The organism is Aeromonas sp. R2-2 (assembly GCF_040908355.1).
GTDB classification, from domain to species: domain Bacteria; phylum Pseudomonadota; class Gammaproteobacteria; order Enterobacterales; family Aeromonadaceae; genus Aeromonas; species Aeromonas veronii.
This window is the reverse complement of record NZ_JBFODQ010000040.1, coordinates 1-12,838: the sequence shown is the minus strand read 5'-3', so window position 1 is coordinate 12,838 and position 12,838 is coordinate 1. Positions and strand designations below refer to the sequence as shown.

General features: G+C 45.2%; 9 protein-coding genes and 2 pseudogenes. 10 read left to right on the top strand and 1 reads right to left on the bottom strand.

Annotated features, from left to right (window positions below):
• Nucleotides 1–38 precede the first annotated feature (38 nt).
• Nucleotides 39–986: an IS30-like element ISAeca1 family transposase gene (locus AB5Z09_RS07630; protein WP_012564931.1), complete on the bottom strand. Its 948-nt coding sequence runs from the start codon at nt 984–986 to the stop codon at nt 39–41.
• A gap of 104 nt (nt 987–1,090) precedes the next feature.
• Here AB5Z09_RS07630 and AB5Z09_RS07625 point away from each other — a divergent pair.
• From AB5Z09_RS07625 to AB5Z09_RS07580, 10 genes and pseudogenes are all read left to right on the top strand, one after another.
• Nucleotides 1,091–1,303, top strand: a pseudogene (locus AB5Z09_RS07625) (transposase); the annotation flags it as partial.
• Between the two features lie 405 nt (nt 1,304–1,708).
• The gene (locus tag AB5Z09_RS07620; RefSeq protein ID WP_368194977.1) at nt 1,709–2,980 is read left to right on the top strand and encodes a hypothetical protein; all 1,272 of its coding nucleotides are present in this window, start codon (nt 1,709–1,711) and stop codon (nt 2,978–2,980) included.
• Entirely contained in the window at nt 2,977–3,798 is an 822-nt protein-coding gene (locus AB5Z09_RS07615) for a glycosyltransferase family A protein (RefSeq protein ID WP_368194976.1), read from the top strand. Before AB5Z09_RS07620 ends, AB5Z09_RS07615 begins: the two co-directional genes overlap by 4 nt.
• Nucleotide 3,799: 1 nt before the next feature.
• Nucleotides 3,800–4,891, top strand: coding sequence for a glycosyltransferase family 4 protein (locus tag AB5Z09_RS07610; RefSeq protein WP_368194975.1), 1,092 nt, complete (start codon nt 3,800–3,802; stop codon nt 4,889–4,891).
• The gene (locus tag AB5Z09_RS07605; RefSeq protein ID WP_227094978.1) at nt 4,884–5,981 is read left to right on the top strand and encodes a glycosyltransferase; all 1,098 of its coding nucleotides are present in this window, start codon (nt 4,884–4,886) and stop codon (nt 5,979–5,981) included. The genes AB5Z09_RS07610 and AB5Z09_RS07605 overlap by 8 nt, the downstream gene beginning before the upstream one ends.
• Nucleotides 5,982–6,048: 67 nt before the next feature.
• Nucleotides 6,049–6,854: pseudogene (locus AB5Z09_RS07600) on the top strand (IS5 family transposase).
• A gap of 79 nt (nt 6,855–6,933) precedes the next feature.
• Nucleotides 6,934–8,070, top strand: a complete 1,137-nt coding sequence (locus AB5Z09_RS07595; RefSeq protein ID WP_368194974.1) for a glycosyltransferase family 4 protein — start codon at nt 6,934–6,936, stop codon at nt 8,068–8,070.
• Nucleotides 8,071–8,113: 43 nt separating this feature from the next.
• Nucleotides 8,114–9,385, top strand: a complete 1,272-nt coding sequence (locus AB5Z09_RS07590; protein WP_368194973.1) for a sugar transferase — start codon at nt 8,114–8,116, stop codon at nt 9,383–9,385.
• 436 nt (nt 9,386–9,821) lie between these two features.
• Nucleotides 9,822–11,540, top strand: coding sequence for a Wzy polymerase domain-containing protein (locus AB5Z09_RS07585; RefSeq protein WP_368194972.1), 1,719 nt, complete (start codon nt 9,822–9,824; stop codon nt 11,538–11,540).
• Nucleotides 11,541–11,971: 431 nt separating this feature from the next.
• The gene (locus AB5Z09_RS07580; RefSeq protein WP_005344269.1) at nt 11,972–12,382 is read left to right on the top strand and encodes an H-NS family nucleoid-associated regulatory protein; all 411 of its coding nucleotides are present in this window, start codon (nt 11,972–11,974) and stop codon (nt 12,380–12,382) included.
• Nucleotides 12,383–12,838: the final 456 nt, after the last annotated feature.

Sequence of the window (12,838 nt, the reverse complement as noted above, 5' to 3'; positions counted from 1 at the left end):
CGCGAATTCAACTTCGAAGTGCAATTCCCGATTAAAAATCAGGCTGCTTTCAGAAGTTCGTCAAAAACCACCTGTGGCTGTTTGAATCCCAAGCATTTGCGCGGCCTGAAGTTCAGCCGCTTTTCGACGGCTGACAGTGCCTCTGCTGTCACCACACTCAAATCACTGCCTTTGGGCACATATTGCCGCAGCAGACCATTGCTATTCTCATTCTGTCCCCGTTCCCATGCACTGTATGGATGCGCAAAGTACACCTGCGCTTCCAGCTCTGCTGCAACACGTTCATGTTCGACAAACTCGCTACCATTGTCAGCTGTGATGGTATGGACATGTGCCTGGTAGGGTTTCAGCATGCTGATAATGGTGTCCGCCACCGCGCTGGCTGTTTTGCTGGGAACGTATTGAACCAGGTAGAGCCGGCTCTTACGCTCCAACAGACTCACTATTGCACCGCTGCCTTGCTTACCCAACACGGTATCGACTTCCCAATCTCCCACACGGCTCCGCTCATTGACTATCGCAGGGCGTTCATCAATCGATACCGGATTGGGAATGACACTGCGTTTGCTGTTCTTACCCTTGCGATAGCGTTTGTGACCCTGACGCAGATGCCGGTATAGCGTGCCACCGTTGGCCTTGTCGCGTGCCACATAGCGGTATATCCACTCGTGGCTAACCGGGCAGTTAATCATGTCTCCAACGCCACTGATTTGCTCGGGACTCCAGTCCGCGACCAGCGCCATGCAAACAAAGTCGATGGTATCAGACGGGACAGTACGCTTCTGACTCGTCAGCCGTCGTGCCGTGGCAAGTTGGTGAGCCTGCTGCGGCTGATAGGCCTGCCCAGCACAATTACGACGAAGCTCACGACTGATAGTCGATGGATGAACCCCGAGCTGTTTGGCAATGCGGGCCTGTGACAGGCCATGGTCACGGAGGCAGGCAATCTGGTATCGTAGCCCCTCGGTCAACTGCTGGTATTTCATGGTGTATCGCTTTGTTTCTTTGGCGAGAAGAAGCGTACCCTAACTGGTAGTTGACCGCCTCTCTCCTATGCACCATGGGCATTGCACTTATTATCTGAATTCACGAGAACAAAACGGCCATCAACATCGAATACATGAAAGCCAGCATCCGGGCCAAGGTGGAGCACCCATTTCGCATCATCAAGCGACAGTTCGGCTTCGTGAAAGCCAGATACAAGGGGTTGCTGAAAAACGATAACCAACTGGCGATGTTATTCACGCTGGCCAACCTGTTTCGGGCGGACCAAATGATACGTCAGTGGGAGAGATCTCACTAAAAACTGGGAATAACGCCTTAAATGGCGAAGAAACGGTCTAAATAGGCTGATTCAAGGCATTTACGGGAGAAAAAATCGGCTCAAACATGAAGAAATGAAATGACTGCGTCAGCCGAGAAGAATTTCCCCGCTTATTCGCACCTTCCCTAGATTGAACAGAACTTTAGGGTACAAAGTGATATGGATAAACGGCACTGATGATATTTAAATATCATACACAGACAGAACTATCTGAAAGCCTGCGATTTATAATACTACGTAAAATTATAAAACAATCAGCCATTAATAAAATAACGCACACAGAATAAAATTAGTATGCAGCTCAAAAATAATTTTTTGTCAAAATGATCATAATTAAATAGTTGTGTGTTTGATTAGTGTCTCATTAAAGTATTTAGGTGTGTTATGGCGATAAGACATAAGGATGAAAAGTTACTTGATATGTATAGTAGGCATTGCGATATCATTAAGAATGTTGCATTTTTGTTTGTTGAGAAATTGGTTTTTATAGTATTGATATTTTATAGTGAGGCAATAATTAGTAGGGCCCTTGGTGTTCAAGATTATGGCAAATGGCTCTATTCGGTAAACCTAGTAATATTAGTGTCATCACTTGCTTTAGTTGTTGGTTCTGAAGTAACGGTACCTGCTTTGTCTAGACATCAAAAATTACAATGGCATGTATTAACAAGTTCATTTTTAGTTAGATTTGTTTTTTCGTGTTTGGCATTTTTAATTATAAATACATATAATTATTTGTTTGTTGATGATTCAGTGATCTCACAAATGGTGACATCATTATCATTTATTTTGCTGCTAACAGAACCATTTGGTGTGATAGTTAATTACTATCAGGCAAGGATTGCAATTGGTTATGTTGTGTTATCTAGGGTTTTTGCCTTGGTCGTAAGGGCGCTAACTATAACTTTTGCCTTGTGGTTTAGCTATAAGGGGCTTATTTATTTTTCAAGAGCGATTGAAGCAATAATGCTTGCCTCTTTGTTAAGTATCTTGATCATAAAAGATGGTGGTAACTGGATATTTTCGAAAAAAATAACTAAGGCAGTATTATTTCGAGGCTTGAAGTTGTGGCTACCATTAGTATTGATGTACGTTTACATGCGTTCAGATCGTATTTTTGTTGAGCACTATCTTGGTTTTGATGACCTAGCAATGTATGGCGTAGCGATTCAAATATTTGAGCAGTTAGGTCTGCTTGTTGGTATTATAATCCAGTCAATAGGGCCCAGGTTTATTTTTAAAAAAGTAGCGCAGCCAAAATGGAAAATAATTTCATTTATTTTGGTGATTACGGTGTGTGTCCAGACCGTATCTGCCATATTGTTACCCCCATTTATAGGCTATATCTATGGTGACAATTTTAATAAAGCAACATCCATGGCTGCATATATGTTACCAGCGTTGATTTTTTATAGCCTAGATGTAGTGTATATGCAATATATTTATCGAGACAAGTTATATAAACTACTGTTAGTTAAATGGTTGCTAATGTTAATTTTCGGTTTTTCTGCGTATTATATATGGTTTACTATTTTAGGCGCGACTTCCATAGTTCATATATTTAATTTTAATTATGTTATAATGTTATTAATTACAACGCTGCTATATCGCTACTACAACAAACAACGAATTAATAATATTATTGAGGCTGTATGAATAAAATCCTAAAGTTTACAGTATTTACTCCCTGCTACAATAGAGCGCATACACTGGAGCGTTGTTATAAAAGCGTAATTCTGCAAAAAGAGAGTTCTCTTGAGTGGTTGATAATTGACGATGGTTCTACAGATAATACCAAATCTTTAGTTGACAGCTTTATTGATGAAAAAAAAATTACTATAAGATATATTTATCAAGAAAATTCAGGAAAACAGGCTGCATGGAATCGTGCTATTCAAGAGGCTCGTGGTGAATTTTTTGTAGGGTTGGACTCTGATGATGCTCTTCTGCCTGATTCATTAAATAAAGCGCTGGGGGGAATACCAAAGCATAGTTTAAGCGAAAAAATACTTGGTGTTAGAGCAATTGCAATTAGTTGTAAAAGAAAGGTTGCGGATAGTAAATTCTCCGTTGGTGTTGGTGTTGGTGTTGCTTCGTGGTTTGACGAGTTTGCAAGCAGACATTTTGGCGAGAGAATAGATATATTAAGTCTACGTGAGATTAAAAAGTTCCCATATCCTGTAGCCCACGATACTAAGTTTATACCTGAGATATGGTTCTACAGTATCACAGCATCTGAAGGCTATAAATTCATATATACAAATGAGCCTGTCAGATTATTCTTTGATGATCATAATCATCTTAGACTTAGTAGAAGTTCATTACGAAAGTACGCTAAAGGTCATCTCATCGCTAGAGGTGCCATGTTAAAATATATACCAATGAAGGTGTTTTGTAAAAATAAATTAGCGTTCTTAAAAACAGTAGTGCGTTATTTACAATGTTTTATCATTGTTTCGTTAAGAAGAAAATAACATGAATGTGTGTTTTTTTATTGGTAATTTGAATCAAAGTGGTGGGACTGAGCGAGTCGCGTCAGTGATAGCCAATGAATTGCAGAAATGTGGGCACTCGGTATTCATGTTGAATTTGCAGTGTGGTGAACAACCATTTTTTGAATTGACTGATGGTATTCACGTAAGTCAACTGTTTAACACTGCGGGGCGTGGTATACTGCGTTTGCCACTGGCAATTGTAAAGTTGCGTAGTTATTTACAACAGAATCAAATTGATATTTTAATTGATGTCGAATCAATGTTGGCGCTATATGCTTTACCTGCGGTAATTGGCTTAAATGTACGTCATATCTGTTGGGAGCATTTTTTTTATCACAATGATCTAGGTAAATCGACACGTCGATTAGCTCGTAAATTAGCCGCAAGGTTTGCTGATGATGTGGTGACGTTAACCGAGCGCGATAAACAGTTTTGGCTTAGCAATACCGCTTGCAAGGCAAAAATCAACGCCATTCCCAATCCGGTCACAATAGCGCTTCCTACAACCATAAATCCCCATAAAGAAAAATTGTTTTTGGCTGTTGGTCATTTGACACATATAAAGGGTTTTGATTTATTGCTGCAAGCTTGGGCGCAGGTTGTCCCGCTACACCCTGATTGGCGCTTGCGTATTGTGGGTGATGGTGAAGATAAAGCCATGCTTGAGCAGTTGCGCCGCGAGTTAAATATTGAAACCAACACAGAGCTTGTGCCAAAAACCAATAATATCTCCGTCCATTACCAACAGGCGGCGTTCTTTGTGATGAGTTCACGCTTTGAAGGTTTGCCATTGGTTCTGATTGAAGCGCAAACCTATGGCTTGCCGATCGTCTCATTTGATTGTGACACCGGGCCTGCGGAAATTATTAAGCATGGTGAAACGGGGTGGCTGTGTGAGGCGGAGAATGTTACAAGCTTGGGTGAGCTAATGGTGCAAGCAATAGTGGCTGGAAAAGATATCAATATTCCAGAATCTCAATGGAATGAATTAAGTAAAGCATCCATTCATAATGCTCAGCGATTTGCGTTAGAGCAAATAATTAAAAGATGGCAGGAATTACTTCGTGGTTAATCCAAAAAAAATCACCCTCATCATTACAGGCCTTGGCATGGGCGGAGCTGAGCGGCAAGTATGTGATTTGGCCGATCAATTTTCCGCTAAAGGCCATGAAGTTTTATTAATCGCCATGACCGGTGAGGCACTTAATCGCCCGCAATCTACTAAGATTGAGGTTGTAGAACTTGGTATGGCCAAAACGCCAATAGGCTTTATTAAAGCCTATTGGAAGACGCGGCGGTTAATCAAGCAATTTAAGCCTGATGTAGTGCATAGCCATATGGTCCACGCCAACCTGTTTGCCCGCTTGCTGCGTTTAACCACTCGCATGAAAAAACTCATTTGTACCGCGCACAATACCTGTGAAGGCGGGCGTGGTCGTATGCTGGCGTATCGTGTAACTGATGCCTTGTGTGATCTCAGTACTAATGTGAGTCAAGAGGCAGTCGATGCCTTTATTGTCCAAGGTGCCGTGCCAGCAACGCGAATGTTAGCGATGCCAAACGGTATTGACACCGTGCGTTTTACCTTTAATCCGGCGAGTCGTACTAGCTTGCGAGCTCAATTACAGCTGACAGATGATACGCCATTAATTTTGGCTGTTGGCCGATTCAATATTCAAAAAGATTACCCCAACTTATTAACCGCCTTTAGCCAACTGCCCAGCGATTTGAGCCACACACAATTGGCGATTATTGGCACCGGTGAAGAGCAAGCCAACATAGAAGCGCTCGCCGTACAATTAGGCTTAACCGACCGGATACATTTTTTAGGGCTGCAACGCAATGTGCATGAGTGGATGAATGCCGCTGAAGTATATGTAATGTCATCAGCTTGGGAAGGGATGCCGTTAGTGTTGTTAGAAGCCATGGCCAGCGAGCGGGTGGTGGTGGCCACCGATTGTGGCGGGGTGAAAGAAGTAGTTGGTGATTGTGGTATATTGGTTCCCCCTAAAAATAGTAAAGCCTTAGCTGATGCATTGACACAGGCGCTGGTGCTGACACCTGAACAAGCTCAGGTGCGGGGGTGTTTAGCCCGGCAGCGGATAGTAGAACGTTATTCTTTAAGTGTTCAAGCTGAGCGTTGGCTGGCGTTTTATCAGTAATTTAGAACCTATCCCAAAAGGAGTTGTCAGACAAAAATAGTGTTGTGTGACAATTTCTGAGGGGCGGATGGCGGGCGATAACTGGCTGATTAGTGATGAGCTCTGGGCAAAAATGGAACCATTGCTTCCAGAACACAAAACCAACCACCCGCTGGGGAGGCATCGCAAGCGGGTGGATAATCGTGCCGCGATGAACGCCATTTTCTTTGTGCTTAGGACGGGGTGCCAATGGAATGCCCTCAATGCTACCGGCATTTGCTCATCCAGTTCTGCTCACCGACGCTTTCAAGAGTGGCGTGATGCTGGGGTGTTTGAGCGGTTCTGGCAAAATGGCTTACTTGATTGCGCAAAGCAGGGCGCCATCGACTGGTCATGGCTGTCGATGGACGGTTGTATCACGAAGTCTCCCTTGGCGGGCTCAAAAAAACGGGACGCAACCCCACAGACAGAGGAAAACAAGGGGTAAAACGCAGTCTGCTCACAGATGCGAACGGGCTTCCGCTATCACTGGTTGTCACGGGGGCAAATACGCATGACATCAAGCTGGTTGCTGACACGCTTGACAGTCTTCAGACGTGCAGGCCTGGCCGGAGGCTCCATCTCTGCCTGGATAAAGGCTATGAAGCACAATGGCTGGAAGACTATCTGAAGAGCCGCTATTACGAACCTCACATTCAATCGCGTAAAGAAGAATCTGAAGCCATGAAAAACACTGATTTTAAAGCGCACCGTTGGGTGGTAGAGAGAACTCACAGTTGGATGAATCGCTTCCGTCGTGTGCTGACTCGCTGGGAGAAGAAAGTCGAGAATTATGAAGCGATGCTGCATTTCGCTTGCGGCATTATTGTGTGGAACAAAACCCTATTGGGATAGGGTCTTAGTCACTGTTTTTGGTGTGAGCATAAGGGGCTAGATATCAGCAATTTATGGCATGTTATTCAGGGTTTCGTTAGTGAAAAATAAAAAGATTGCATTAGTGGCAAATACATCCTGGTCGGTGTTTAACTTTAGGGGTGGGGTGATTAAACGCTTGCTTAATAGAGGTTGTTTTTTAACTGTCATCGCACCTGTAGATGAGTTTTCTGAAAAATTACGAGCGATGGGTTGCAATGTGATTGACCTGCCGATGTCGGCAAAGGGAACTAATCCCCTGCAAGATCTTAAGTTAATGTATAATCTGTACGGTTTATACCAACGCCTTGCACCCGACTTTATTATTCATTACACTATCAAGCCAAACATTTATGGTTCCCTCGCAGCAAAGTTAGCTGGAGTTCCTTCGCTAGCTATTACTACTGGTTTGGGGTACACTTTTGTTAACACTAATCTAGTGGCTAAGGTTGCTCGTAGTTTATATAAGTTAGCATTTCGATATCCTAAAGAAGTTTGGTTTTTAAATGAAGATGATCGTCAAGAATTTTTGCAGCTTCGGTTAGTGCCTGACCATAAAGCAATGCTATTACATGGTGAAGGCGTGGATCTTAAGCACTTTGCGCCGCAATTTATCGGTCGGGTGGAAACAGAAACTAATATAGCGAAACCTATACGGTTCTTACTGATTGCCCGCATGCTGTGGGATAAAGGTGTCGGCGAATATGTGGCTGCAGCCAAGCTGATAAAACAACGCTATCCACAGACCATATTTCAATTACTTGGTTCCTGTGGTGTTGCTAATCCGAGTATGATAACGCGTGAACAGATTCGGTCATGGGAAGAAGGTGGGCTAGTTACATACTTGGGGACGACCGATGATGTGCGGCCATTTGTTGCGGATGCTGATTGCATAGTGTTGCCATCATACCGTGAAGGCATTCCGAGAACTATGATCGAGTCAGCATCTATGGGTAAGCCTTTAATCGTTACTGATGTCCCTGGTTGTCGTGATGTGGTGATACCTGATCAGACGGGTTTGTTATGCCCGGTAAAGGATGCTGGAGCGTTGGCTCATTGTTGTGAAACAATCATTAATATGGATGCCGAACAGATTAAAAAAATGGGGCTAGCTGGGCGAGAATTGATGGCATCAAAATTTGATGAGGAGATAGTTATTACGCAATATATAAAAACGTTGAATAGATATCTTTCTTGACGTTAAATTTGTTATGGTTGTAAATATTTTTCAGAGGTGATTTTTGAACTACCAACGCCGTCATTCACGCTGGTATGAGCGCATCATATTTACTCCTCCTGCATTGTTTATTCTCGGAGCCCTGCTTGCGGTGTGTTTACTAGCTATCGAGCGCTGGGGATGGGGATTTTGGCTGCATATGGATGCAGTCAGAGTCAATACTCTGAGCGGGGCCTTTGTGACTTTTTTGATGATTGGAATAGTGCTGCATCGCTTCCTACGCTACCCTGGGGCAAGTCCCGTTGCCTATATGATTCCCACCGTGACTACCCTGTATGGTTTTCTGGTCGGTATTCTCTTTTTTCTGCGCTTGCCTTATAGTCGACAGGTATTACTCGAGTCATATGTGGTTGCATTGATTTGCTGTTGGTTAGTTTATTTTATCGGATGTCGTTATCGGACACCAAAATATGCTTTGCTGCCTGTTGGTAATTATCAGGTTTTGACTCAACACACATGTGTGGAATGGCGTCTGCTTGATAAGCCTGATCTTGGTGCCGTACGGTATGATGCGGTGGTGGCCGACCTTCAGGATGAGAAGCTGGCGGGTGAGTGGGAGCGTTTCCTGGCTCGCTGTGCCCTGGCCCATATCCCTGTCTATCATATTAAGCAGGTTAGCGAGACTCTGACTGGGCGTGTAAGGATTGACCATCTGAACGAGAACCAGCTGGGTTCCCTCATACCATCACCTGTTTATGCCTTTATCAAACGATGCATGGATATTGTGGCTGCCTTGATTGCGATCCCCCTTTTCTCGCCCTTGATGCTGGTGACGGCTATTCTCATCAAGCTGGAAAGTCCGGGCCCGGTGATGTTTCTGCAAAACCGGGTAGGGAAGGGGAACCAAGATTTTCGCATCTACAAGTTTCGTAGCATGAGCAAGGATTCTGAGAGGACTGGTGCCCAGTTTGCTCAGAGCGGCGATATGCGCGTGACCCGTGTGGGCAAGGTGATCCGCAAGTTGCGTATCGATGAATTGCCACAGTTCTTCAACGTACTCAAAGGGGATATGAGCCTGATAGGGCCCAGACCTGAGCAGCGCACCTTTGTCGATCAATTCGAGCGTGAGATCCCCTTTTATATGTATCGCCATATCGTGCGCCCCGGGATCAGCGGTTGGGCACAGGTGGTACACGGTTATGCTGCCGATACCGATGATACCCGAATTAAGATTGAGCACGACTTTTACTACATCAAGCACTTTTCCCTTTGGTTGGATGTATTGATTGTGTTTAAGACGATTAAGACCATTCTGACGGGGTTTGGCGCCCGCTAAATGCCTTTTGTTGTGGTCTAATCATCCCGGACACCATTTTAGGTGGTACAGTCGCCACCATGACCTGAGGTGTTCAATGACAAGATTACGTCGCTCATTTACTGCCGAATTCAAACTCGAAGCCGCATCCCTGGTGCTCGACCAGGGATAATGCCAACGGCCACCTGCCCAGACGTAGGTGATATTGCCAACAACTGGCGGCGTCCACATTGCCACAGTGACGGGATACCGCCAGCAAAAGCCGAAGAACGGCCTAACCAAGTGTCCGGATTTAGTTGACCACTACACTATTCGGAACAGCTATTTAGAGGAGGTAACAATACAAATTATTGATTGAGTGGAGGGGTAAATGGTACCCCTCTCTTGTTGTCCGTATCTTGTATGCCTTTTTGGTGTTTAGTTGAGCCTAAGGAGCTGGGCTATTGTGTTGGTGCGAATGATTGTTGTTATTAATGTGCTCTATTGGTTGCTGGGCATGCATTATTTTATGCACAACCCGGGAGGCGCAGGGCTGTATCTGCCCTTTAACCAGTGGGGATGGGTGTTTGCCTCGTTGGCTATTGGATTGGGATTGTGGCAAGTAACGTTACGCCAGCGTCTGCTCTTTTCTCCATTACAAACGGGCTTATGGATAGGGGCACTCTTGCTACTGCTCCCGATGCTCTATCCAGGTTTTGCACTCAAGGATTATGCCATTCCCCGATTGCTGGGACTTTTTGCTGGACTGCTGTTTTTGTTTGGACTCTATCAATGGCGCTTTGATAAGGCGCAGCGTGATCGCTTGCTCTATCTCATCCTGATTGCGATCGCGATAGAGGCATTGCTGGGGCTGGTGCAATTCTACCTCTTAACGCCAGGAAACTGGATTGGCTATGACACCAAAGCCAATCGCCCTTACGGGATCTTTCAACAGCCAAATGTGATGGCGACATTTATGGCAACTGGCCTTGCCCTTGCTATCTGGCTGGAATTACGCCGAGAGGGGGGGCGATTGCTGATGGCGTTGCGCTATGGCGTCATTCTATCTGCAGCACTGCTGCTCGTTGTTTTGCAATCCCGAGTGGGGCAGTTAGGCGGTCTGCTAGCACTGTTTTTACTGATGCCTCAGCTTTATCGACAGCGGCTGCTATGGCGGATATTGGGTCTGGTTATTTTGGCTGTAGCGATTGGCCTGTTATCACAATATTGGCTGGCTGGAGCAAAACGCGGATTAGAGATCTATCAGTCCGGTGGTATGCGCTCTATTTACTGGCCTTACGCGGCAAAACTGATTGCACAGGCTCCCTGGAGTGGTTGGGGATACGGCAGTTTTGAATCTGTTTTTCTTCATCACTACATGGCTGATAAAGCACTGAATCCGTCCATGGTGCAGATTGAGTACAATCTCGACCACCCCCACAACGAGTTTCTCTATTGGGCTGTTGAGGGCGGTATTGCACCCATGGTCGGCATGGTGATCATGGGGGGCGCATTATTATGGCGTCTGGCGAGTGTGCGTTGGGTAAATGCCATGGGACTACTTGCTTTGGTTACACCGATATTGCTTCATACCCAGACGGAATACCCGCTCTACCATGCGATCGTGTTGTGGTGGCTGTTGCTGACGCTGATTTATATCATCGATACCGAAATTGAGGAGACCAACCTGGCGAGTCAGGGTTTCTCATCATGGTGGGATATGGAATGCCGCCCATGGCTGTTACTGCGATTTATGGCGATCGCTATCCCGCTGCTGGTTGTTCCCTTTATGCTCACAGCAATTCACACCGCATGGGTAGTCACCAAGTACGAAAGAGGTGGGTATAAAGAGCCGACTTTGCTACTTGATATCGTCAATCCCATGGCCTGGTTGACCCGAGTCGAGTTTGATGTGAACTCGGTTCGTCTAATGGTGGGTTTGCAGACAAATAACAAGACCGAACTGGAAGCTTATCTGGAGTGGGGGCAGGCATTCGTACGCCATACACCGCGTGCCAACATATACGCCAATATGGTGATCGCGCTTAATGCATTGGGTCGTACCGAGGAAGCCAATACGATGCGAACGGAAGCGCTCAAGCTCTATCCAACCGAGCCCCTTTTAACAAGGTCCGCTTCACAGGCAGTGATTACCGGTGTTGACCAATCAGGCAATAATATAACCAAAAATAAATAGTGCTATTTGGCTACATAGAAAGCCAGCCCTTAAAAGCGGCTGGCTTTTTTATTGTTTACCTTCTGGACGGCCAGGGAAGGTGCGAATAAGTCACCAAACATAAAAATGCGCCCTTGTAAGCATTTGAATTTAATAAACTAAATTTTTCAGTTTCGTTGTGGAGGGTGCTTATTCGCACCCTCCTTAGATGCTGAACTGGAAATTAATGAGTCTTGAAATACCGATGTTTCTTGAACACAAGATAGTAATCACCTCTCTACCCGGAAGATCTGCATTCCAGCCAGTTTGTTATTGATAGGGGCAAGCATTCGATCTTGATGGTGAAATTTAAGAAAAAAAGAACGTTAATATAGAAAAACTGTATGTTCTCGCGAATTGTCCATGCTATTCTGAAACGGTATCCCTGTAACCGACTTTTTTGTGAGGAAATAATGAACGAGTTTCTGAAAGTTCTGCTGAACATTCGCAGTCTGCGTGCGGCTATTCGTGAGCTGCCGTTTGAGCAACTGCTGGAAGCTAAAGAGAAGTTTGATCTGGTTTACCAAGAGCGTGCCGATTCTGTTGAACAGGAGCGTGCTGAACAGGAAGAGCGTCAGCGCAAGCTGAATGAATTCACCGAAATGCTGCAGCAGGCTGGTATTGATCCTCGCGAGCTGCTGGCGACTGCCGCAGCTCCGGCTGCTGCAACTGGCGCAGCCAAGAGCAAGCGTGCTCCGCGTCCGGCTAAATACAAGTACGAAGAAGATGGCCAGGAAAAAACCTGGACCGGTCAAGGCCGTATGCCGAAAGCCATTGCTGCTCAAGTAGCTCTGGGTAAAGACCTGAACGATTTCCTGATCTAATTCGTCAGGTTCAGAGATTGAATAATGCCGCCTTTAAGCGGCATTATTTTTGCCGTTTTACTCGTGGTTATCCAATCTGCCCCTTCACCCCATTGTTATCTACATCCTCGCTTGTATCCTTTTTACCATCGTTTCACTTCACTGTTACTTTGCTCAATATCACTCATTGTTTGCGATTAATTTTGTCGTGCAGGATTAACTGCGTGATATCGCTTTTTGTATGAGTCGTGCAGATATGCGCTTCGGATATGTCTCTCACGATTCACGGGGTGCCGCTTGGCAAGAGCCGAGCTCTCTGCTGATGGAATATCCGGTAACCGTTATCTCCGCAGGGCGCGTGAGTTGCAGAGATAGCCGCAAGGTGCATATTCCGGCCGATCATGAACACCGATTCCGGTTCAACGTGAACACCATTTCCGGACCAATGTGAACGCTCATTCCGGCTCAACCTGAACA